Source organism: Hymenobacter cellulosivorans (genome assembly GCF_022919135.1).
Taxonomy (GTDB): Bacteria; Bacteroidota; Bacteroidia; order Cytophagales; family Hymenobacteraceae; genus Hymenobacter; species Hymenobacter cellulosivorans.
Map to the genome: position 1 here is coordinate 968,965 of NZ_CP095049.1, position 22,503 is coordinate 991,467.

Consider the following 22,503-nt stretch of genomic DNA (forward strand, 5'->3'; position numbering starts at 1 on the left):
CGGGTTCTAGAGCTCTTTTTCCAAAACCAGCAGCTCCAGCGGCTGGCGCGGAATGCCGAATCTGGGGTTGTCGGGGAAGGGTACGGTGGCGCCGGTGCGGTGGTAGCCCTGCCGCTCGTACCAGGCCAGCAGCTCATGCCGCACCGATATTACCGTGATTTTCATGCGGGTGCACCCCTGGGCGCGGGCGTAGTCGTCGGCGGCCCCGAGCAGGTATTTGCCAATGCCTCCACCCTGCCGCGTGGCGTCCACCGAGAGCATGCCCAGATACATGGTTGCTTCTTGCCGCTGCAGATACACCGAGCCCACCAGCTCCCCGGCAGAATTGCGAGCCATGAGCAGCGTGGCCGCCTCAGCCCTGAGCAGTTCCAGCAACGATTCGGCGTCGATGCGCGGGCCGTCGAGCAGGTGGGCTTCGGTGGTCCAGCCCTGCCGGGAGGTTTCGCCGCGGTACACGCTGTTGACGAAAGCCACCAGGGCGGACACGTCGGCGGCCGTGGCCGGAGCAAGGGTAAGAGTCGGGTTCATAGCACAAAAGTATACCTTGACGGTTGTTGCCTAAACTGCCGCGCATTTTCTGTTTTTCAATTACCTGATGCCTGCTGACCTAGTTCCCGCCATTCGCGTTGCTCACGTTCAGAAGCAATATGGCCCCCACGTCGTGGTGCAGGACGTGTCGTTTGAGCTGGCGGCCGGCGAAACCCTGGTGCTGCTCGGGCCGAGCGGCTGTGGCAAAACGACCCTGCTCAAGATGCTCAACCGCCTGGTGGACCCCGACGCCGGCGTGGTGGAAATCAACGGGCACGACGTGCGCAGCCAGCCGGCGGCCGAGTTGCGGCGGGGTCTGGGCTACGTGATTCAGCAAGTCGGTTTGCTGCCCCACTACACCGTGGCCGAGAATATTGGGGTGGTACCGCGGCTGCTGGGCCAGACTGATGTGCAGGTAGAACAACGTACGGCTGCCTTGCTTGCCCGTCTACACTTGCCGCCCGAACGCTACGCCCGGCAGTATCCGCACCAGCTTTCAGGCGGGCAGCAGCAGCGCGTGGGGTTGGCCCGGGCCCTGGCCGCTGACCCGCCCATTATCCTGCTCGATGAGCCCTTCGGCGCCCTCGACCCCATCACGCGGGCCAGCATCCGGCGCGAGTTTCGGGAGTTGGAGGAACTGCGCCAGAAAACGGTAGTCCTCGTGACCCACGACGTAACCGAAGCCTTCGAATTGGCCGACCGTATTCTGCTGCTCAACCAGGGCCGGGTGCAGCAGCTGGGTACGCCACGGGAGCTGCTATTGCAGCCCGCCAACGACTTTGTGCGCCAGTTTTTTGCCGCTGAGCGGCTGGCCCTGCAGCTACGCGTATTCACTCTGACCGACCTGCAGCCTTATCTGGCACCTGCTGCCGTACTGTCCCACTCGGTCACCACAACGGTACACGAAACCCTGGAAAACCTGACCAACGGCACCGCGGCCCAGTATCCGTTTGACGTAGCCCACCTTATGGCCGCCTTCGGGCAGGCCGTGCAAGCCGCCGACACTGCATGGAAACGCTAACCGAGCTACTCACCTTCTGGCACACCCAGGCCGGCAAGCTGGGCGAGCAAACCTTGCAGCACATTGGCCTCACTGCTGCCTCCTTGCTGCTGGCCGTACTGCTCGGGGTGCCGCTGGGTTTGCTGCTCACCCGCCGGCCGCGCTGGGCGCCGGCTGTGCTGGGCGTGGCCGGAGCCTTGCAAACCGTGCCCAGCATTGCCCTGCTCGGCTTTCTGATTCCGCTGCTCGGCATCGGGCCCAAACCTGCCATTTTCGCGCTGTTCCTCTATTCCTTGCTGCCCATCATCCGCAACACGCTCACCGGTATTCAGAGCGTGAGCCCGGCCGTGGTGGAAGCTGCCCGAGGCCTGGGCCTGACCGACGGGCAAGTGCTGCGTCGGGTGGAATTGCCGTTGGCTCTGCCGGTGCTCTTTGCCGGCATCCGCACGGCCACGGTTATCAACGTGGGCGTGGCGACGCTGGCGGCCTACGTAGCGGCCGGTGGCCTGGGGGAGTTCATTTTCGGCGGCATAGCGTTGAACAATCCGGTCATGATTCTGGCCGGGGCTTTGCCGGCTGCCGCTTTGGCACTGGGCTTCGATGCGGCCCTGGCGGGTTTGCAGCGCCTGAGTTCCCGGCGGCTGGTGCGTATCGGGGCTGCCTTGCTCATCCTGCTGCCGCTGCTGGGGGGGCTGTATTTGCTACCCCGCGCCACGGGCAAGCTGCTAGCCGGCTTCAGCCCGGAGTTTGTGGGCCGGGCCGACGGGCTACCGGGGCTGCAAAGTGCTTACCAGCTGCGCCGTCTGCCCAGCGTGGTGCTAGCCCCGGCCCTGGTGTATGAGGCCGCCCGCCACCAGGATGTCGATTTGATTGACGGCTACTCCACCGACGGCCGCATCCGGGCCTATAACCTGCAGGTGCTGCAGGATGACCGGAGGGTGTTCCCGCCCTACTACGCCGCCCCGGTGATTCGCCCGACAGTGCTTCAACAACACCCTGAGCTCAGCGGCGTACTGGCCCAGTTGGCCGGGCAGATTTCCGACTCGGTGATGACCAACCTCAACTACCGCGTCGACTACCTGCACCAGGAGCCGCGGGCCGTGGCTGAGGCGTTTCTGCGCCGGCGTGGCCTTTGGCAGGAGCCCCGTCCCCTAGCCGCGGGCGCCCCGGTAGTACGGCTGGGCTCCAAGATTTTTGCCGAGCAATACATCCTGCTCGAAATGTACGCGGCCCTGATCCGGGGCAATACGGGCCTGGCCGTGGAAACCAAAACCGGTCTGGGCGGCACTACCATCTGCTTCGAAGCTTTGCGCACCGGCGCCATCGATATGTACCCCGAATACACCGGCACGGGCCTGCTAGTGCTGCTCCAGCCCTCTCCTGCGGTACTCGACTCACTCGGGGGACGGCCATTAGCAGTGTTCGGCTACGTGCAGCAGGAATTCCGTCGGCGCTACGGACTGGAGTGGCTGGCCCCACTGGGTTTCAACAACACTTACGCCCTACTCATGCGCCGCCAACAAGCCCGGGAATTAGGCATCAGCTCCATTTCCCAGCTTAGCCGCTACCTGCGGCCGTAGCTGCCAGGGTGGGCATTAGGCGGGCTGTTTCAGAAAAATACGGAACGTGGTGCCCACGCCCAGCTCACTTTCCACCTCAATGCGGCCGCCCTGGGCCTGCACCAGCCGGTTTACCAGAAACAAGCCCACGCCGGTACCCTCCCCGGCCTCGGGGTGGAAGCGCCGAAACAAATGAAACAGCTCCGCGCCGTCCCGCTCCAGGTCAATGCCCAGACCGTTGTCCTGCACCTCCAGCACGGCCTGATTTTCCACCAGGCTGCTCCGCACCGTAATATGTGGGGGCCGTTCGGGTTGGCGGTACTTCACGGCATTGGCCAGCAGATTCAGCAGAATAGTGCGCAGACTGGTCCGTACGGTCACTAATTCGGGTAGCGCGTCGAAGTCGGTGTGTACGGTGCCCTGGGCGTCGAGCAGCTGAGGGCGCAGGGTCTGGAGCACATCGGCGGTGAGGTCGGCCAGCAGCACGGGCTCGGTGTTCTCCTCGCCCGGGGCGCGGTCTACCTGCACCACGGCCGACAAATCGGTGACGGTGGTCGTCAGGTCGCGCAGGGATTCGTCGACCAGGCGCAATACCTGGGCTTCGTCGGGGTCGTCGAAGGTGGCGGTACGGCGCAGTTCCTCAAACAAGCCCCGCAGGTTGTTGATGGGCTGCTTCAAATCGTGGGAAGCGGCGTAGACGAAGTTATCCAGGTCCCGGTTGGTGCGGGCCAATTCCTTGTTGCGGGTTTCTACTTCCTGGTTGGCCGCCAGCAGCCGGGCGTTGGTGAGCTGTACCTGCTGGCGGGCTTCGGTCAGCTCATCCAGTGACTCGCGCAGTTGTTGATTCACGGTTTGCAGCTGACCGTGGTAACGGGCCACATATTGGCGCCACTCGTTTTTCTCAATGGCGTGCAATACTGTTTTGCACAGCAATTCCTGGTCGAAGCGGCCCTTGACCAGGTAATCCAAAGCACCGGTATTGAGGGCGCGCACGGCCAGTTCCTCGCTGCCGCCGCCCGTAATCATGACCACGCACAGGGTATCGGGTGGCGTGTGCTGCTTTAAATCCTGGAGCAGGGTCAGGCCGTCGGTATCGAGCAGGTTGTGGTCGAGCAATATACAGTCGGGCCGTTCTCGCCGAAACTGCATAATTCCTTCCTCGCCCGAGGTAGCTTCACATATTTCCAACCGCTCATGCCCTATCTGCTTGCCCAGATAGCGCTTATACAACATCCGATCGTGCTCGTTGTCGTCAACGAGAAGGATTTTTTTCACGCGGGCAATAACCTAGTTGGTCGAAGGTAATTCCGAGGTATTGAGCCAGTAACGCACCAATAGCCGGGTTTTTTCCTCCAGCGCCGCGTACTCAATGGGTTTAGTCAGATAGCTGTTAGCCCCGAGCCGGTAGCAGTCTTCAATATCGCGGCTGTTGGTCGAGGTACTGAAAATAATCACTGGAATTGACTGCAAACGCGGGTCGCGCTTCAGGGTTTCAAGCACTGTGCGGCCGTCGGTGCCGGGCAGGTTCAAATCGAGCAACACGAACACGGGTAGCTGCGGCGGCCAGCCCTCCCGCTTGCCGTAGCCCTGCAGGTACTCCAGGGCCTGGTCGCCATCCTCGCAGCGCAACAGGGGGTTGGGCAGCGCGTGCTTGCGGAAAGCCCGGCCCAGCGCCGTGAAGTCTTCTACACTGTCTTCCACCACCAGGATGGGTTTATGAGTTGAGGCTATCACTTAGAGGTGCTTTGAAATGGAGAAATAAAAAGTGGCCCCTTGACCTAGTACCGACTCAACCCAGATTTCACCCTCCTGCTTCTCAACCATTTTGCGGGCGATGGCCAGGCCGGCTCCCGTACCCCCACCATATTTTTCCTGGGGGTGCAAACGCTTGAAAATCTTGAAGATAGCATCATGATGACGTGAATCAATGCCGATACCTTCATCCTGAACATAGAAGACGTGAAAATCGTCCCGGCTGCCGGTGCCGCGCGGCCCGCGCACGCCCTCGGCCGCCAGCCCGATGCGAATTCGCTTCTCATCTTGGTTGCTGTAGCGCATGGCGTTGGTGAGCAGGTTGTTGAACACTTCCCGCATCCGCACCGCGTCACAGCGGAACGTAGGCAGCACATCCATAATGGCTACCTCGGTGCGGGTTTGCTCGAAGCGCGGGTGGAGCAAATCCACCAGGTCATCGACCAGCTCCTGCACGTTGGTTTCCTCAATATTGATTTCCTGCCGGCCCACCCGGCTGAGTTGCAATAACGATTCGAGCAAGGACTCCATGCGCTGGCTTAAGCGCACCAGGGTTTTGAGGCGCATTACGCCCTCCTCGTCGAGCTTCTCGGCGTAGTCTTCAAGCAGGAAGATGCTGTAGTTGTGAATACCGCGCAGGGGCTCTTTCAAATCGTGGGAGGCCACGTAGGCAAAGGAGTCGAGCTCGTCGTTGCTGCGCGTCAGCTCCGAGTTGAGGCGGACCAAGCTGGCAGCCCGGGCCTGGAGTTCGTTGAACACCTTGAGGCGGACATCCGAGAGGTGCAGGCGGATTTCCTGGGCCGCCTCTATTTCCATGGGCAGCCAGGGCGCCGAGGTGTTGACCACCGTCTGGGCCCAGGCTTCAAACGACTGCCGGGGCGAGAGTTTCAGTTGCCCGTCCTGCAGCACTTCAGCTTTCTGCGCATGCCCGGCCCAGGTCACGGTCTGGATTTGCTCGGGCCGGAACCAGATGATGTAGTCGCCGGCTTCCTGAGCCAGGGAAATAGCGATAAAGCCGCTGGCCACCCCGCGAATGGCCAGGCCCTCGGGGTTGTGCTTCACGTAAGAGTCGGTGTGAAACACGTCTTCCTTCACGTTAGCCTTAAGCCACTGAATTAGGTCCTCAATCTGCTCTTTGGTGGGTGTGGTGCCGAGCGAGATAATGTCGCCCTCGAAGCAGATGGCCGCCCCACCGCAGTTAAAAGCGTCGCGGATAGTGGGCATGCGCTGGTAGAGGCCCTCCACAAAGTTGCTGTGTTGGCCCACCAGTTCGAAAATGCGCACCTGGGTGTCGCGGATGTGAAGGCGGTAGGCCTGCTCGTCCTGCTGCTGCTTGGTTTTGAGCAGGGCCGAGAAGGTTTTGCCCAGAAACAGGCACAGCTCCCGCAGCTCGTAGCTTACCAGGCGCGGTTCCATGTGGTGGCAGGTAATCAGGCCCCAGAGCACGCCCTCCTGGATGATGGAGATGGTCATGGTGGCCGCCACGCCCATGTTGCGCATGTATTCGAGGTGAATCGGCGACACGCTGCGCAGCACGGCATAGGTCATGTCGGGCGGGCGGTTGGCCTGCGGGTGCAGCACCGGCACCAGCTTGGCCGGCTCGTAATTCACGTTGGGAATAAAGCGCAGCCAGTTTTTGAGGTACATGGCCCGGGCCTGCTGCGGAATATCAGTAGCCGGGTAGTGCAGGCCCATAAAGGGCTCCAGGTCGTCGCGCTTGGCTTCGGCCACTACTTCGCCGCTGGCATCCTTGGCAAACTGGTACATCAGCACCCGGTCGAAGCCGGTGATGTCGCGCACCTGCTCGACGGCCAGCTGGCAGAACTCCGGCACCGAGCCCGCGCCCAGCATCTGCCCCAGGGCCAGGTTCAGGGAAGGCAAGTCGACGGCGCTAACCGCCGTTTCGGCCACGGGCTCAAACTCCAGCCACAGCAGCCCGTCGAAGCAGTGCAGAATGATTTTATAGAACGGCTCATTGGTTACTGAGGTCAGGCGGGCTCCAATCAGCCTGGTTACTTCCGTCAGGGTGGGCAGCAGCTCGTTGATTTCGGCAATGGTAGCCGGTCCCAGCACCCGGTCGAGGCGCTGACCCACCAGGTCTTCGGCGGGCACGCCAATCAAAGCCAGGGTATTTTCGCTGGCGTGTACTACTTGCTGCGTTTCGGGATTTAGGCAGAGCAGAAAGCCGTAGGGCTGCACCGAACCGGGAATATGAATAGGCTCCCGGTCGCAGTTAGTCAGCGTAATAGGGGAGTTGAGCAGACTTTCGTCGCTGTAGATTACGGTTTCTCGATCCACGCGTGCAGGGTTTGAAACGTTGAGGCAGCCGAAGCCACGATTTGCGCTTGATTATCTTCGGTAGCGGCCTCAGCCAGCAGCTGGCAGAAACTTTTCCATAGCGGGCCGGTCTGTTCACCGTTGCCCATAAAATACGTTCGGCCTTCTATTCCGGCCTTGGCCAGCTGACGGGCCAGTACTTGCCCGCCCAGCGTGGAGCCCTCCAATACGTACATCGAGCCCAACAGTTGGGGCCAGGTCGTGAGGGCCGGCATGCTGGGGCAAACGGGCAATGACTCGGGCGCCACGCCCAGATCCTGGGGAATCAGGTGGGCCCGCAGCCGCTGGTCGATTTGCCACTCCGGGCCGAGGTCTTGGGCCCGGAGCCGGGCTTCGTAGGGCACCAGAAAGCCGTACATCTTGGCCAGAAACCGCTGCACAACCGTCACCGTGACAGTGCCTTCCTGCAAGGCCCGGTTGAACTCATTCTGCTCCAGCGCATCGTGGTAGGGCCGGGTTTCGGTGCGCAGCAACTGCAGGATAGCCGGGCGGTGGAGGGTAATCGACATGCGGAACAGGAAAGAATAGAAGGTAAATATAAAGCAAGGACAACTGATTTAATACCACGGCAAGTTCATAACCCTACTGGCGCCTCCCTAGCTCAAACTCAACCGTAGCGAGTCTGCTCCTAATCTTTTTGCCCTGAAAAACATTCCCTTCACCAGCATTTTGGCGGCATCAGCATCCCCGGCTCAGTTCCTTAAGTAGCGTTACCGAAAAAATATTGGCTTGCACCTGATAGCATTCGGTGGAAAGCCATTGGGGAATGCTACCAGGTTGTAGCATTCCGCGCCCTTTCGCTTTTTGAATGCTACAAAACGGCCGCTCAGTACTTGTAGCCCTGGCGGAAAGCCTCGGGCGTCTGGCCTACGTACTTTTTGAAGTAGCGGGCAAAGTAGGAGGCATCCTCAAAGCCCACGGCATCAGCTACCTGCGCCACCGACTGGGCCGAGTGCGTGAGCTGGCGCTTGGCCTCGGCCACTACCCGCTCATGAATCAGGTCACTGGCCGTTTTGTTGAGCACCCGCCGACAGATGGCGTTGAGGTGGTTGGCTGTCAGGGCCAGCTCGGCGGCGTAGTAGCGCACCGATTTCTGCTGCCGGAAATGCTCGTTGAGCAACTGGCTGAATTCATGTACCTGCTGCAAGCCGTAAGCCGATAGTTGGGCGGGTTCCTGGAGCGGATAGGTTCGGGCGGCCAGTTCCAGAATCAGGTACACGTAGGCGCCCACCACTTCGTCGCGGTGGGCGGCAGCGGCCCGTTCTTCCTCATAAATTCGCTCAAACAAGGGCAGAATGTGCGTTTCGGCGGGCTCGAGGTATACCACGGGAGCCTGGCCGGGGGCGAAAAACGGGTATTCAGCCAGGCGGCTGGCCGGGTAGTGTTGCAGGTAAAATTCGGCGGTAAAAAACAGGATGAAGCCCCGTGCCTCGGCCGACATGTTCCAGGCGTGGACCTGACCCGGTGCCAGAAAAAACAGGCTACCGGGCCGGATGTCGTGCGTAACCAAATCGATGGTGTGGGAGCCCTGCCCGTGGGTGATGTAAAGCAGCAGGTAGAAATTGTGGGCGTGGGGCTCACTCACGTGCGGAAACTGCCGCACGTGGGCTTCTAGCTGCTGCACGTAGTACCAATGGTTATTGCCGGCGTGCGGAAATGCGTCGAGGGCCAGAACGGGCAGATTGGGAGCTTTCATGCGGGCAGCAAGGTACCCGCTGAACTTTAAAAATCCGCCGTTGGCCTACACGGCAAGTTTCAGCCTCGCTATCTGAAAGAAACGTTTCTATCCTACGGCACCGATTACCGGTCAACGACTCGCAAAGCAGAGCTTGGCGTTACTAACCACCGTGCGCCTCCGCGCTTTGCGGCCTCGATACGTGCTGGAAGCTGTAGTATAAATAGCCCAGGGCCGGCAGAATGAACAGGCTGCCCAGCAGCAGGGCCCAACCCAGGGCCGAAATGGTTTTGGCCGGGGCCAGCTGCTCAAACAACGACAAGTGCTGCCCGTTGCGCAGGCGAATAAAGTTGGGGAAGTGGGTGTAGCCCACGGCCAGCAGAATCATCGTGACCTGGAAGCCAGCCAGAACCCGGGGCAGCCAGGTGCGGCTGGCCTGGCCCAGCACGTACCACAGCAAACCCAACGAAATGGTAGCCAGCCCAATAGCGGTGATTCCCACTGGATTGCCGAAAATCCAGGTTAGCAGCGGCAACCCTTCGTAGCGGGCTGCCACGAACACCAAGGCTCCGGCGGCAAAGGCCACGACCGTCAGCAGGCGGGTTTTGCGGATAAAGCGCTGCCGGTCGGCCTCGGTGGTGGCCTCTCCTATCGTATAGACCGAGGCCAGATACCCGCACAACGCCACGGTAAAAACACCCACGGCCACCCCAAACCAGTGCAGCCAGCTCCAGACGTAGGCCGAGAGAAAGTCGGGGGCGGCGGGGTCGACGTAGCCGGCCAGGGCGCTGCCGGCCAGAATGCCGATAAAGAGTGGGGTGACCAGGCTCGAATAGACGAAGATGGTGGCGTAGACGCCCTGCATCCGGTCGTGCACCGCGTCGTAGTGCCGGAACACGAAGGCCGTGCCCCGGGCAATAATGCCCAGCAGCAGGAGCAGCAACGGAATGTGCAGGCTTACCGACATGACGCTGTAAATGCGCGGAAAGCCCACGAACAGAATCACAATGGCAATGATGAGCCACATGTGGTTAGCCTCCCAGATGGGCCCAATGGCCTGGTAGAGCGTTTCGTGGGTTACGCGGCGGTTTTTGCGGGAGGTAAACAGCTCGATGATGCCCGCGCCAAAGTCGGCGCCGCCGAGCAGCAGGTAAAGCAGAATGGCCAGGTAGAGGAAGGTAATGACAACGTAGTCCATAGATACAGGCAGCGGCTAGGCGTGGGCGGCTTCGGGCGTACCGGCCGGCACGTCGTAGAGTTCGGGCACCATCCGAATCTGGCGGTAGAGCAGGAAAACCACAACCAGGCTCAATGACAAATACACGGCTGTGAACAGGTAAAACGAGTAGGCAATGCCGGGCATGGGCGTCACCGCGTCGGCCGTGCGCATCACCCCGTTGATAATCCAGGGCTGCCGGCCGACTTCAGTGACCGTCCAGCCGGCTTCCACGGCAATAAAGCCGGCGGGCGTAGCGGCCACAAACAAACCCAGCAACCAGCGGCTCGTGAGCCACTGCTTTTTGCGCCACAAGGCAAAGAAGTACACCGCCGCAATGCCCATCATCAGCGTGCCCAGGCCTACCATCAGCTGAAAGGCAATATGGGGCACGACTACCGGCGGGCGGTTTTGGGGGGCAATTCGGTCGAGGCCGGTGACTTCCTGCTCGAAGTTGCCGTGGGCCAGAAAGCTCAGCATGCCCGGAATCTTGATGGCGTAATCCACGCGCTGCTTATCCTCGTTGGGCAACCCGCCCAACACCAACGAAGCCGATTTCTCGGTGTGAAAGTGGGCTTCCATGGCGGCTAGCTTGGCCGGTTGGCGGCGGGCCACGTCCTTGGCTGAAAAGTCGCCGCTCAGGGGCTGGAGCAGGGCAGCCACGGCCCCGAAGGCGGCGGCAATGCGGAAGGCGCGGGTATGGAAATCCATGTTGCGGCCCCGGCGCAGCATCAGGGCGTGCACGCCGGCCACGGCAAACCCGGTGGCAGCAAAGGCGGCCAGGGTCATGTGCAGGGCCTGGGAAAGCCAGGCGTCGTTGAACATGGCCGCAATGGGGTCAATATTGAGGTATTGGCCGTTCACGTAGTCGAAGCCGGCGGGGCTGTTCATCCAGGCGTTGGCGGCCACCACCAGAATGCCCGAGGCCAGCCCGCTCACGCCCACTACCACGCCCGTAAACCAGTGAAACCAGGGGTTGAACCGGTCCCAGCCGTAGAGGAAAAAGCCCAGGGCAATGGCCTCGATAAAGAACGCCGTGCCTTCCAGGGAAAACGGCATGCCGAAGATAGGCCCGGCATGTTCCATAAACTTGGGCCACAGCAAACCCAGCTCAAACGACAAGACAGTGCCCGACACGGCCCCCGTGGCGAAGAAGATAGCCACGCCCTTGCTCCAGGCCCGGGTCACGTTTTGGTAGGTTACGTCCCGGGTCCGGAGCCAGTAATAGTGGGCCACGGCCATGAAGAACGGCATGACCATGCCGATGCAGGAAAAGATGATGTGAAAGCCCAGCGAGAGGGCCATTTGGGAGCGGGCAGCAAGAAAATCATCCATACGCAGCGGGACTAAGGCGGAAAGCGGAAAAGTAGCAGACCAGAAACCAGAAAAAAGCCCCGCGGCCAGGGTTTCTGACGGCGGGGCCGGGGGTTACAAAACAGCGGGGGCGTTGGCCCGACTTCGAGGAGAAGATTCAGCGCCGGGAAGTCGCCGCAGGTTAGGGTCGTATTTGATGCCCCCAAACAAATAGAGCATGATGGCCCGGGAATAACGCAGGGTGGCCGGGGCCGTAACGAGCACCAAACCCGTGACCAGCAGCACGTACACCCACACCGAGGGGTCATTGAACAGGTAGTAAGCCGCCACCCCGCCGATGGCAAACCAAGCCACTGAAAAGGCATAGCTCACAAACATAGCCCCCCAGTAGAAGCCCGGCTCGGGCTCGTAGGCCACGCTGCACACGGGGCACCGCTCGGGCATCACGGCGTATTTGGTGAGCTTATAGGCCGGATAGGAAAACAATGAACCTTGGTGGCAGCGCGGGCAGCGCAAATCGAGCAAGGCCAGGGTGGACGAATCTATGGGTTTCATAACGCGGAGGCTAAGGTCAGATAACACTACAAAACTACCTACGGCACTCACGCCAGGGAAGACACAAACCCGCGCATCTACCGCACAAATCAACGATGCCCGGCGCAGCAGTTGGACGTACTGAGGTAAAACACAAAAAGGCCGCCCGGAAATTCCGAACGGCCTTTTCAACAGAAATGCGGCCCACCGCCACAGCGGGCAGCAGGCCACCGGATGCTTTTATTTGGCGCTGCCGGTCTGGATAGTTACGGCGGCGCTTTTCAGGCCTTTGCTGGTAGCTTGCAGTTGCACGGCCCCGGCTTTGTCGGTGGCTTGCACTACGGCCACCAGCTGGCCCTGAAACGCCTTCATGTGCGGCTCGTGAAACAGCTCCAGGCTGGCGGCATTGCCGTTAGCCGCAGCCCGGAACTTGCCCGCGCCCGACACCTTAAACTGCACTTCGTTGGCGGCTTCGGGGCAGAGGTTACCCTGGGCGTCTTCCACCCGCACCGTTACGTAGGCCAAATCTTGCCCGTCGGCGGCCAGGCTGCTGCGGTCCGTGACGAGGCGGATATGGTGGGGTTTGCCGGCGGTGCGCACTTCCTCCTCGGCCACGACTTTGCCCTGGGCGTCGTAGGCCACTACCTTAATACTGCCGGGGGCGTATTTCACGTCGTTCCACATCAGGCGGTAGCGGGTCTGGGGCTTGTCGGAAGGCCCTTTGGTTTGCCGGCCCTGGCTGACGCCGTTCACGAACAGCTCGGCCGAGGGGTAATTCGTGTAGCAGAACACCGGCGTGGTTTGGCCTTCGCGGCCGGGCCAGGTCCAATGGGGCAGTAGGTGGAGCGTGGGCGCGGTGGGGTTCCAGCGGGAGCGGTACAGGTAAAACCGGTCTTTGGGCAAGCCGGCTAGGTCCATGATACCGAAATAGGAGCTGTGCGAAGGCCAGGACTCGTCGTAGGGCGTTGGCTCGCCGAGGTAGTCGAAGCCGGTCCACACAAACTCGCCCATCAGGTAGTTCAGCGCATCCTGCTGCACAAACTCCTCGTCCGGCGTCTGGGACCAGTTACAGGCTTCCAGATCATAAGATGACGACTGGTTATCCGGATACTTCTTGTCCTTGGCCACGACCACCGGAAACTTATACACCCCGCGGGAGCTGACTGTGGAAGCTGTTTCGGAGCCCAGCATCAGGGCCTGGGGCAGCTTGGTGTAAGCTTCGGGGTAGCGGTGGGGCTTGTAGTTGAAGCCCGGCACGTCGAGCAGGGCGGCAAAGCCGTTGCTGACCACCGCGTCGAACTGGTCCATGCCAGCCGTGACGGGCCGGGTCGGGTCTTCGCGGTGCACAATGTCTTGCAGGCGCCGGGCAATCTTGGTGCCGCCGGGGGCCCACTGGTCGGGCACCTCGTTGCCGATGCTCCACATAATCACCGACGGATGGTTCCGGTCCCGATGCACCATGTTCACCACGTCGCGCTCCGACCACTCGTCGAAATACTGGCTGTAGCCGTTTTTTACCTTGGGCTTTTTCCACTCGTCAAACGACTCCACAATCAGCATAAAGCCCATTTCGTCGCAGAGGCTCACCAGCTCGGGCGCGGGCATGTTGTGGGTCGTCCGAATGGCGTCGGCGCCCAGGTCCTTGAGCAACGTGAGCTGCCGGCGCAGGGCCGCCGTGTTGATGGCCGCGCCCAGCGGGCCCAAATCGTGGTGGTTGCACACGCCCCGGAACCGACGCGGCTGCCCGTTCAGCGAGAAGCCCTTGTTGGCCTCAAACGTAAAGGAGCGGATACCGAAGCGGGTGGTGTACTCGTCCTTGAGCCGGAAGGTCGTGTCGACCTCCAGGTCCTGGGCATACAGGCGGGAGGTAGCCGTGTACAAACTGGGCGTTTCGGGGCTCCACAAGGCCGGCCGCACGACGGTAAACGCCTGCTCCACCGTCGGCAGACCACTTTCCAACGGAGTCTGGCTGCTGGCCACCACCCGGCCCTGGGCATCCCGGATGTCGGTATCGAGGCGCAGGTACAGGGCTTTGCGCAACGCCCCGCGCCCGATATGCTCGTCGCGGCTGCCTTTCACGCTGATTTTAGCGCCTTCGCGGCCGATAAGCCGGCCTTCAGGAACGGCAACCTCCGTGGCCAGCTTCACCCGGGCGTAGTCGGCTGTTACTTCCGGCGTTGTCACGTAGGTGCCCCACACCGGAATGCGCACTTCGTCGGTGACCAGCAGATGCACGTTGCGGTACAGCCCGGCGCCGGGGTACCAGCGCGAGGCTTCGGGCTGATTTTCCAGGCGCACAGCTAGGATATTGTCGCCGCTGGGGTTGAGAAAGGAGGTAATGTCGAAGTGAAACGAGTTGTAGCCGTAAGGCCAGTAGCCCACCTCCTTGCCGTTCACGAATACGTGGGCGTTGCTCATGGCCCCGTCGAAGACCAGCTCGGCCCGCTTGCCCGGCCCGAAGCCCGGCACCGGCAGCCGGCGCCGGTACCAGCCCGTCCCGATAAAGGGCAGCCCGCCGGTGCGGCCGGCTTTGGTCGTGGCCTGCTTCTCGTTGTTTTGCTCAATCTTGACCTGCTGCAAGTCGTTGGTGCTGCTGAACGGGCCGTAAATAGCCCAGTCGTGGGGCACGCTCACGGTTTGCCACTTGTCGTCTTTGAAGCCGGGCTGAGCCGCATTGGCCACGTCGCCCTTGGTGAATTTCCAGTTGGAAGTCAGCAGAATATCCTGCCGGGACTGGGCCGCGGCCGGGCCGGCTACGGTCAGCACCAGGGCCAGGAGGACAGAAGAGAAAAAACGCATGAGCTAGAGGGTAAAAGCCAGCAAACCACCGGGCACCAACTGCCGGCAGGCCAACCGCTGCTTATTGGAGGTAAATCGATTCAATATCAACCTGCACCGGACCGTTGCCGGTGGGCGCAGCCGCGTCTACCAGTACTTGCAGCACTTCGGTATCGGCCAGCTTCAGCACACCCGGATTCTGGCTCTGAAAGCGCAGGGGCAGGAAGCCGGGATACGGCCGCGGGCTCAGCAGCAAGGCACTGGCTTTCAAGCTGCTCAACGGAACCCGCACCTCGCGCAGCTCCGTGGTCAGGGGCACTGGGGCGGCAAAGGCGGCAGCGTCCTTGTTAGCCAGCAGCACCTGCACGCCCACCGGCTGACTGGCCCGGGCCTTGACTACCACTTCCGTAAAACCGCTCAGGTCCTGGAGGCGGCCCTGCAGCTTGTCGCCGTAGTAGGCCCGCAGGCAGGCCGCCGGGCCCGTTTCCGCGGCCTGAGGTCCAGTCTTGGCCGCGCCTTGCCCGAAGCGTAAGGCCAAAGCCCCGGCAGCTTCGGTGGTAACGTAGTCGGTCCAGCTGTTGCGGCTCAGGGCGCGGGCCTCTACCTGCTCTCTGTCAGCGGCGGCGCGAAATAAGTACAAGGGCGTTTTGGCGCTAACCAACGGCACTTCCCACTGCTCCCGGGAAAAATAGTCCCAGTCGCGGGGCGAGCCGCTGAAGCCCCCGGGAAACGTGAGCGGCTGCCCGCCCTTTTTCAGCACCATCCAGTAGCGCAGCAAGCCAGTATAGGTCAGCTCGGCCGGCACAGTAGCTTCGACGGTGGCATAGGCGGGCTGCCGCATCGGGAAGGCCTGGGTGCGGCCGTAGTAGTGCTGGGCAATCAGATACACGCTGTCGGCCGCCTCAATGCCGGTCATCGTGGCCCGGATGGTGAGCGGCTGCCCGGCCGTGGCCTGGGCTACCGGCGTGTGGCGCACCTGGGGGCCGAGCCTAGTGGGCTCGGGGGCGGCAAACTCGCCCAGACGCAGCGGGCCCAACTTCGAATCGGCCGTCCAGGCGCTGGTATTTTTCCCGGCAGCGGCCAGCAGATACACGCCTGGCCGCACCGTTACGCGTCCATCCGTGGCCTGGGCCTGGGCGCTGTTGCCCTCGTTCAGCCCGCGCAGCGAAAAGCGGCGACCCAGCTCCGGCAACGCGAGGCGCAGCGGCTGGTCATTCCACAGAATCTGGGTGACGGGCTTTTGCAGAGAAGTTGTTTCGAACGGGTCCCGGATAGCCACGGCGTCGGGCAGCACTTCCAAGCGCCACACCCCCGCAGCCAGCCGGTCGAGAAAGTAGGCCCCCGAGCCCCCGTATTGCACAAGCGGGGAGCTGCCAGTGCCGGCAATGTGGCGCAGCTTGGAGGCTTTTTTGGCAATCGATTGTGTAGAAGAAGTATAATAAAACTCCTCCTCGGTGTTCATCTCACTCAGGCCCTGCCGGTAGCTGACCCGGAAAGCGTCAAAGACCGAATCGGCGGGGTAGCGGCGGAAGGTTTGGCCCCGCCCTACCCGGTGAAATACCTTGCTGGCAATCAGCAGGCTCAGGGCTTTGGCGGGCGTGTAGGCCAGGTTCAGGTAGTGGGTCTGGTACTCGGTGTTAGCGTAGGCAATGACCAGCGGGTCGTAGGCAAACTGGGTGGCCCACTGAAAGCCGGCTTCCCGGAAGCTGCGGGCCATCATCGGGTACATCACCGGCTGGATAATATCCCCCGATTCAAACTCGTACACCATCTTGGCCCGGCGCTGAAACCGTGGGTCGTTCCGAAACGGAATAGAGTACTGGTCCACGTGTGGCAGCAGGTTGCCGCGCAGCGTGTGCCCGCTCACCAGTCCGGCCGGGTACCACTGAAAAGTCAGCCCATCTACGTTGGCGGGCAGAATACCTTCCTCGACACCCGGGTTTTCGGCAATGTTGTAGAAAATGGGTTTGCGGTAGCCCGTAGCCCGCATGGCGGCCACCATCCGGTTGGCAAAGGCCGTGACTTCGGCCGCGGGCTGGTGGTAGCGGGGCTCGTTGCACACCTCAAAGGCCAGAATATCGGGGTCCTCGCGGTTGAGGAGCTGGGTGTACTGGTTGCGGTGGTTCAGGAATTGCGTAAGATAGTTTTCCTGGGCCCAGATGGCGCGCGGGTTGGTATAGGCCTGCACCTTGGAGTAGATGCTGGAAAAGCCGGTGCCCGAGTCGCGCTCGGGGTAGCCATTGTTCCAGTAGGCAATGGGCGTCAGGATAACCTTAATTCCGCGCTGCTTGAGCTGGGCCACCAGGTAATCGAGCAGGCGCAGGTGTTCGTTCTGCTGCAGATTGCCCAGCGTGTCGGTAATCTCCACGTCCCAGACGTGAATGCGGAATGCGTCGAGCCCCAGCCGGGAGAGGTGGTATACGTCCTGGTCAATGGCTTTTTCGGGGCTACCGCCCACGGTCCGCTGAGCCCGGTAGGCGTGGGCAAACGGGGCCGTGTAGTTGACCCCGAACAGGGCTACTTCCTGCTGGTTCTGCTGCCACCGCAGCACCCCCTGCCCGTCCACGTACACGTCGCCGGTGGGCTGGCGGGCAGTAGCGGCCGTCTGGGCTCGGGCAGCAGAGCCAGCACCGATTAAAAGGCTGAACAAGCAGAAAAAGCGGGCAAGAGTCAACGGCATACGCAAAGGAAACAGGCCACTTACCAGGATGGCAAGCTGCCAGCGCAGAATATCAGCAGTAGGGCAGGAAATGGTCCGGCTAGTTTTAAAATTCAGACCAGCGGCGCCCCAAACTTACGGATTGACGCATCATCCTCCTGTTCGACCAGCCCATGCGGGGCTTGCTCCGGCGCCAGAAGGCAAGCTTGCCGGAGACACTCAAGCCGGATGCTTTTCGGTTCAGCTTCTTACCAAGGCTTATTCGTGCAGGACGGACCCGCCTCTATCACCCGGCGTAGCAACCCTGATTACGGGCCCCCAATAAGCCGCGGCAAAGTCGTAAACACGCGCCATCAACAGCCTTGGGCACAAAAGAAAAGGGCGTCTCCGTATTGGAAACGCCCTTTTAGGTAGCGGGGACAGGACTCGAACCTGTGACCTTTGGGTTATGAGCCCAACGAGCTACCAACTGCTCCACCCCGCACTGTTTGGTGATGCAAATGTAAGAGGGTTTTTCGGAAATGCATCATCTGAGGGTATAATGAGCCCCTCATCAGAGCCTTTAACCTGATTATCAGCAACAATAATTTTTCGGCTCACTTCCATTGCTTTCAAAGCAAAGCCAATCCGCGTCCTGCCGTCCTAACTTAACTAAGAATTATTCAACCATTAAGCTCAACAGTCGTACTAAGTGGAAAGCTCAACCGCACTTAACCACCACACCATGACTACGCCTATTCTTGTTGCCAGCCGCCCCGCGTGGCTGGCCGCCGCTCTTTTTGCCTCTTCTTTGGGCTTAGCCTCCTGCAACACGTCCAACACGAACGAGCAGTCGGGGGCCACTGCGGCCGCCACTGACTCTGTCGCCGTCGATTCGGCCGCTACGGCCGGCCCCCGGCCCGTGAAGCCGGCCGGGCCGAGCCCGGCCTGGGCTCCGAACATCGGGCCCGAAATGCAGACCGTTATCGAGAAGCTGGCGGCCCTACAAGGTCCCACGCCGCCCGAAACGCTGACGCCTGCCGAGGTCCGCAAAGCGCCTTCCGCTACCGACGCCACCATGGCCGTGATGCAGGACTTCGGCATTCCCACGCCGCCTTCCCCTCTCGACACGATGAGCAAAGAGGTGGCCCCGGGCGTGAAAGCACGAATTTATATTCCCAAGGGGGCTACCGGCCCCTTACCGGTGGTGGTATATTACCACGGTGGGGGCTGGGTAATTGCCAATTTAGATACCTACCACCCATCGGTGCGGGCCCTGGCCGAGAAGACCAACGCGGTTTTTGTGTCGGTGGCTTACCGGCAGGCTCCGGAAAACAAGTTTCCTACGGCCCACAACGACTCATTTGCGGCCTACCAGTGGGTACTGAAGAACGCCGCCGCCATCAAGGGTGACCCCAAGCGCGTGGCGGTGGCCGGAGAAAGTGCCGGCGGCAACCTGGCCGCGGCCGTCTGCATGATGGCCCGCGACAAAGGCATAATGCAGCCCAAACACCAATTGCTGGTGTACCCTATTGCCGACTACAGCATGAACACGCCTTCGTACCAGAAGAATGCTCAGGCCAAACCGCTAAGCAAGCCGTTTATGGGCTGGTTTTTCAAGCACTACCTGCGCACCCCGGCCGACGGCAATAGCCCCCTGATTTCGCTCGTGAAGGCTCCTAACGTAAAAGGCCTGGCACCCGCCACAGTCATCACGGCCGGCATCGACCCGTTGATGAGCGAGGGAAAGGCCTACGCTGATAAGCTGCAGGCCGCTGGTATTCCGGTAAAGTATCAGAACTACGACAACGTAACCCACGAATTCTTCGGCATGGGCGCCGTAGTGCCCCAGGCCAAAGAAGCCCAGGACCTGGCCGCTGGCGAGTTGAAAAACGCCCTGAAGTAAGCGTAGCCCGGGTTCCTTTTATTATAAAAAAAAGCCCGCTCTGATTTCCACAGCGGGCTTTTTTATGCGCCAACCAACTCCCTCAGAACCGGCTGATGATGCCGAAGTGAATCTTGGAGTTGCTGAGCGACATGCGCTGATTTTCGGAGCGGCCCACTGAGTACACGAACTGAAACAGACCAGCGCCGGTGCGGAAGCTCAACCCCGCGCCCGCGCCGGTAGGTGCTTCGCGGGTCTTGTCGTTCTGCAGGTCACGCCGCAGATAGGCCTGATCCACGAACAGAAACACGAAGGAATCAGCGCCGGTGAACTGCCGGAATTCGGCGGTGCCGATGCCGTAGGTGTTGGCGTAGAAGGCATACTCGTTGAAGCCGCGCAGCGTGGCCAAGCCCCCGATGCGGAACATGTCGTTCAGAAACAGCCGCTCGTTTACCAAAGACTCCCCCCGCAGGCGGGTCAGCAGCACGCCGCCGCGCCCGATGCGGAAGTACCGCTCCAGCCGCAGCCCCAGCGTAATCTGCGTGGATTGCAGCGGCACGCGGTTATAGAGAGAGTCTTCCAGGTCAGCATTTTTGGTGATGCGCTTCGTGCCCACTGCTGCCTGTCCGGCCGCCAGAAAGCCCCGGCGCGGAAACAGCAAATCGTCGAGGCTGTTCCAGTTGTAGTCGAGGCCGTAGGAGTTGTACTGCGAGTCGATGTTGTCGGGCAGCACGGTCAGCTCCCGCAGGGTCTTGACCGTGTCGGCCAGCAGGCGGGAACTGCGGCGCTCGGTAAAGAAGCTGATGCGGCCGGCCCGTACCGTAGGGTAAGTCACCTGCAGGCGGGGCTGCACCGTCAGAAAGGAGTTGGATTGGCGGTAGAGCGCAAAGTTGCCGCCCAGTTCCAGCGGCGTCCCGAAGAAGTTGGGATGCACGTAGTGAGCCGCCAGCTGCTGGGAAGCCGCGTCGAGCTTGCGCCACTGCAGCCCGATCTGCTTACCGCCCCCGCTCAGGTTGCGCAGGTTGATGTTGACGTCGCCGGTGAGCTGCACTTTTTTCTGGCCCACGCCCGGCGAGGGGTTGGGCAGCACGCCCACAATGGCGTCGAACTGGTTGGAAGGCCGGTCTTCGAGCAACAGATACAGGCGGGCCCGGCCCTGGGAAAAGCGCACCTCGGGCTCGGCCTGCACCTGCAGGTAGGGCAGCTGCCGCAGGAGCCGCGCCGCCGCGTCCACGCGCTGTTGGTTGTAGGGCTGGTTAGGAAAAATCTGCAGGTACTTGGTTAAAAACCGCTTCTTCGTCTTGGTCTTGCCCACTATCTGAATCGAGTCGAACACCACTACCCGGCCCCGGTCCAGCACGACCCGCCCGCTGATGTCGGACCCGCGCAGCTCCAGGGAGTCGAGGCGGACGGCGGCAAAGGGGTAGCCCTGGTTTTCGGCCTCAGCCAACAGGTTCTGCTGAAGCTTGCGCCACTCGTTGGGCTCGAAGGGCGTACGGTTGTAGAGTTTTTCGCGGTAGCCGGCCCGGGTCATAAGGCCGTCGCCGAGGTTGCCGTTGCGCAGCCGGGCCCAGCGGAATTTCTCGCCTACGTAGAGCTGCACCCGCAGCGTGTCGTGGCTCCAGCGCATACCATCAGCCGAGGCCGTCAGGTACGAAGCCGCCTGCAAGGCCAGCACCAGGTCGCGCACCTCCCGGAAGGCCGTCAGCGAATCAGGCACCACGGTGCGGTAGCGGTAGCGGCGCACTACGGCCTGGTCGGCCGCTTCGGTTTCGAGGCGGATAATCCGGCGGTTAGCACTCCGAACCTGCCGCGCCCGGACGCTGGAATCGGGCCGGGCGGTGGCAGCGGGCGGCGGAGGCGGGGTGCTCAGGCCGGGCTGATTGGGCACCGGCAAGGTCGGCGTCTGAGCCCGCACGGCGCCGGGCCGGCCGCAAAGCAGCCAGCTACCAAGCAGCAGGAAAACGAGGGCACGGACGTACATTTGGAAACACAAACGCGAAAACGCGCTTTTAATTTCCCGAAAATACGGGCCCGGCTCCGTTCGGCAGTTCGCGCAGTGAACGAAGCACCGGCCCGGCGCTGTTTTCCAGCGTTGCTCGGCTCTTGTTGCGGGGCGCTTTTCTCTTTTTCATGGCTGGCATCTACCTCCACATTCCCTTCTGCAAGCAGGCCTGTCATTACTGCGACTTCCATTTCAGCACGTCTATGGGCCTGAAAAGCAAGCTGGTAGAAGCCCTGGTGCGGGAGCTGGAAATCCGGCGCGATTACCTGGGGCCGGACGCGACTCTGGAAACTATCTATTTCGGCGGCGGCACTCCGTCCTTGCTGACCGAGGCAGAGTTGCATACGCTGTTTGAAGCTATTTACCGGCATTTCGCGGTCAGCCCGCAGGCCGAAATTACCCTGGAAGCCAACCCCGACGACCTCACGCCGGCCAAGTTGCGGGAGCTGGCCGCTTCGCCCATCAACCGGCTCAGCATCGGCCTGCAGAGCTTCCACGAGCCTCATTTGCGGCTGATGAACCGCGCCCACTCGGCCCAGGAATCTACCACGGCGGTGCGCACGGCCCAGGATGCGGGCTTTGAGAATATTTCCTTGGACCTGATTTACGGCGTGCCCGCGCCCGACCATGGGCTTTGGGAACAGGATATGGCCGCGGCGTTTGCCCTAAACGTGCCTCACCTCTCCTGCTACGCTCTGACCATCGAGCCCGATACCGTCTTTGGCCGCCGCCTGCGCAAAGGCTCCTTCAGCGCGCCCCCCGATGACTTCGTGGCCCAACAGTTTGAAATGCTGCTTCAGAGCCTGCCTGCCCACGGCTACGAGCAGTACGAAATTTCGAACTTCTGCCGGCCTGGCCGGGAGTCGCGCCATAACTCCAACTACTGGCGCGGCGTGCCCTACCTGGGGCTGGGCCCCAGTGCCCACTCCTTTAATGGTTATAGTAGGCAGTACGCCGTGGCAAACAATCCGCAGTACGTGACCAGCGTGCTGGAACAAGGCGTGGTGCCCGCTACCTCCGAAACCCTCTCGCCCACCGACCGGGCCAACGAGTACCTGATGACCTCGTTGCGCACCAGCCGGGGCTGCGACCTGGACTACTTGCAGCACACGCTCGGCACCGACCTGCGCACGGCGCGGGCACCTTACCTGCGGGAGCTGGAACACAACGGCTGGGCCACCGTGCGCGGCCCCCAGCTGGTACTCACCGACCGCGGTAAACTACTGGCCGACCAGATTACCCTGGAGTTATTTCTGGAGCCGGAGGCGTAACGCTGGCCAAA

General features: G+C 61.5%; 16 protein-coding genes and 1 tRNA gene. 4 read left to right on the top strand and 13 right to left on the bottom strand.

Going from position 1 to position 22,503, the window contains the following annotated elements; genetic code table 11:
- Nucleotides 1-6: 6 nt before the first annotated feature.
- Complete coding sequence (locus MUN80_RS04110; protein ID WP_244719995.1) at nt 7-528, bottom strand: GNAT family N-acetyltransferase; 522 nt, start codon at nt 526-528, stop codon at nt 7-9.
- 67 nt (nt 529-595) lie between these two features.
- Between MUN80_RS04110 and MUN80_RS04115 the strand changes: the two genes are divergently transcribed.
- Nucleotides 596-1,549: an ABC transporter ATP-binding protein gene (locus MUN80_RS04115; protein WP_311136266.1), complete on the top strand. Its 954-nt coding sequence runs from the start codon at nt 596-598 to the stop codon at nt 1,547-1,549.
- On the top strand, nt 1,537-3,108 hold the full coding sequence (locus tag MUN80_RS04120; protein ID WP_244719998.1) for an ABC transporter permease/substrate-binding protein: 1,572 nt from the start codon (nt 1,537-1,539) through the stop codon (nt 3,106-3,108). Before MUN80_RS04115 ends, MUN80_RS04120 begins: the two co-directional genes overlap by 13 nt.
- A 15-nt stretch (nt 3,109-3,123) precedes the next feature.
- On the opposite strand, the gene MUN80_RS04125 is transcribed toward MUN80_RS04120, so the two are convergent.
- The 11 genes from MUN80_RS04125 to MUN80_RS04175 all read right to left on the bottom strand — a co-directional run bounded on the left by MUN80_RS04125 (nt 3,124) and on the right by MUN80_RS04175 (nt 17,836).
- On the bottom strand, nt 3,124-4,362 hold the full coding sequence (locus MUN80_RS04125) for an ATP-binding response regulator (protein WP_244720001.1): 1,239 nt from the start codon (nt 4,360-4,362) through the stop codon (nt 3,124-3,126).
- Between the two features lie 12 nt (nt 4,363-4,374).
- Nucleotides 4,375-4,821: a response regulator gene (locus tag MUN80_RS04130; RefSeq protein WP_244720004.1), complete on the bottom strand. Its 447-nt coding sequence runs from the start codon at nt 4,819-4,821 to the stop codon at nt 4,375-4,377.
- Nucleotides 4,822-7,137: an ATP-binding protein gene (locus MUN80_RS04135; protein ID WP_244720007.1), complete on the bottom strand. Its 2,316-nt coding sequence runs from the start codon at nt 7,135-7,137 to the stop codon at nt 4,822-4,824.
- Nucleotides 7,119-7,685, bottom strand: coding sequence for a biliverdin-producing heme oxygenase (locus MUN80_RS04140; protein WP_244720010.1), 567 nt, complete (start codon nt 7,683-7,685; stop codon nt 7,119-7,121). The genes MUN80_RS04135 and MUN80_RS04140 overlap by 19 nt, the downstream gene beginning before the upstream one ends.
- Nucleotides 7,686-8,002: 317 nt before the next feature.
- Nucleotides 8,003-8,872 (bottom strand): AraC family transcriptional regulator, encoded by an 870-nt coding sequence (locus tag MUN80_RS04145; protein WP_244720013.1) that lies wholly within the window; start codon nt 8,870-8,872, stop codon nt 8,003-8,005.
- 142 nt (nt 8,873-9,014) lie between these two features.
- A complete protein-coding gene (locus MUN80_RS04150; RefSeq protein ID WP_244720016.1) occupies nt 9,015-10,049 on the bottom strand; it encodes a cytochrome d ubiquinol oxidase subunit II in 1,035 nt (344 codons plus the stop codon).
- Between the two features lie 15 nt (nt 10,050-10,064).
- Complete coding sequence (locus tag MUN80_RS04155) at nt 10,065-11,402, bottom strand: cytochrome ubiquinol oxidase subunit I (RefSeq protein WP_244720019.1); 1,338 nt, start codon at nt 11,400-11,402, stop codon at nt 10,065-10,067.
- A gap of 93 nt (nt 11,403-11,495) precedes the next feature.
- Nucleotides 11,496-11,936: a DUF983 domain-containing protein gene (locus MUN80_RS04160; RefSeq protein WP_244720022.1), complete on the bottom strand. Its 441-nt coding sequence runs from the start codon at nt 11,934-11,936 to the stop codon at nt 11,496-11,498.
- Nucleotides 11,937-12,155: 219 nt separating this feature from the next.
- Nucleotides 12,156-14,714, bottom strand: a complete 2,559-nt coding sequence (gene galB, locus MUN80_RS04165) for a beta-galactosidase GalB (RefSeq protein ID WP_244720025.1) — start codon at nt 14,712-14,714, stop codon at nt 12,156-12,158.
- 61 nt (nt 14,715-14,775) lie between these two features.
- Nucleotides 14,776-17,373 (bottom strand): cellulase family glycosylhydrolase, encoded by a 2,598-nt coding sequence (locus MUN80_RS04170; RefSeq protein WP_244720028.1) that lies wholly within the window; start codon nt 17,371-17,373, stop codon nt 14,776-14,778.
- A 390-nt stretch (nt 17,374-17,763) separates the two neighbouring features.
- A tRNA-Met gene (locus MUN80_RS04175) sits at nt 17,764-17,836 on the bottom strand.
- Nucleotides 17,837-18,076: 240 nt separating this feature from the next.
- On the opposite strand from MUN80_RS04175, the gene MUN80_RS04180 reads away from it, so the two are divergent.
- Nucleotides 18,077-19,237: an alpha/beta hydrolase gene (locus MUN80_RS04180; RefSeq protein ID WP_244720031.1), complete on the top strand. Its 1,161-nt coding sequence runs from the start codon at nt 18,077-18,079 to the stop codon at nt 19,235-19,237.
- 82 nt (nt 19,238-19,319) lie between these two features.
- Here the strand turns inward: MUN80_RS04180 and MUN80_RS04185 are convergent, their stop codons facing one another.
- Nucleotides 19,320-21,200: a BamA/TamA family outer membrane protein gene (locus MUN80_RS04185; RefSeq protein ID WP_244720034.1), complete on the bottom strand. Its 1,881-nt coding sequence runs from the start codon at nt 21,198-21,200 to the stop codon at nt 19,320-19,322.
- A 149-nt stretch (nt 21,201-21,349) separates the two neighbouring features.
- Here MUN80_RS04185 and hemW point away from each other — a divergent pair, with 149 nt between their 5' ends.
- A complete protein-coding gene (gene hemW / locus MUN80_RS04190; protein ID WP_244720037.1) occupies nt 21,350-22,492 on the top strand; it encodes a radical SAM family heme chaperone HemW in 1,143 nt (380 codons plus the stop codon).
- The last annotated feature ends 11 nt before the right edge of the window (nt 22,493-22,503 follow it).

What these genes read in the sequence shown, in the direction of transcription:
- MUN80_RS04110 (WP_244719995.1), bottom strand. Translation starts at nt 528, where the DNA reads ATGAACCCGACTCTTACCCTTGCTCCGGCCACGGCCGCCGACGTGTCC.
- MUN80_RS04115 (WP_311136266.1), top strand. Translation starts at nt 596, where the DNA reads ATGCCTGCTGACCTAGTTCCCGCCATTCGCGTTGCTCACGTTCAGAAG.
- MUN80_RS04120 (WP_244719998.1), top strand. Translation starts at nt 1,537, where the DNA reads ATGGAAACGCTAACCGAGCTACTCACCTTCTGGCACACCCAGGCCGGC.
- MUN80_RS04140 (WP_244720010.1), bottom strand. Translation starts at nt 7,685, where the DNA reads ATGTCGATTACCCTCCACCGCCCGGCTATCCTGCAGTTGCTGCGCACC.
- MUN80_RS04145 (WP_244720013.1), bottom strand. Translation starts at nt 8,872, where the DNA reads ATGAAAGCTCCCAATCTGCCCGTTCTGGCCCTCGACGCATTTCCGCAC.
- MUN80_RS04150 (WP_244720016.1), bottom strand. Translation starts at nt 10,049, where the DNA reads ATGGACTACGTTGTCATTACCTTCCTCTACCTGGCCATTCTGCTTTAC.
- MUN80_RS04155 (WP_244720019.1), bottom strand. Translation starts at nt 11,402, where the DNA reads ATGGATGATTTTCTTGCTGCCCGCTCCCAAATGGCCCTCTCGCTGGGC.
- MUN80_RS04160 (WP_244720022.1), bottom strand. Translation starts at nt 11,936, where the DNA reads ATGAAACCCATAGATTCGTCCACCCTGGCCTTGCTCGATTTGCGCTGC.
- galB (WP_244720025.1), bottom strand. Translation starts at nt 14,714, where the DNA reads ATGCGTTTTTTCTCTTCTGTCCTCCTGGCCCTGGTGCTGACCGTAGCC.
- MUN80_RS04170 (WP_244720028.1), bottom strand. Translation starts at nt 17,373, where the DNA reads ATGCCGTTGACTCTTGCCCGCTTTTTCTGCTTGTTCAGCCTTTTAATC.
- MUN80_RS04180 (WP_244720031.1), top strand. Translation starts at nt 18,077, where the DNA reads ATGACTACGCCTATTCTTGTTGCCAGCCGCCCCGCGTGGCTGGCCGCC.
- MUN80_RS04185 (WP_244720034.1), bottom strand. Translation starts at nt 21,200, where the DNA reads ATGTACGTCCGTGCCCTCGTTTTCCTGCTGCTTGGTAGCTGGCTGCTT.
- hemW (WP_244720037.1), top strand. Translation starts at nt 21,350, where the DNA reads ATGGCTGGCATCTACCTCCACATTCCCTTCTGCAAGCAGGCCTGTCAT.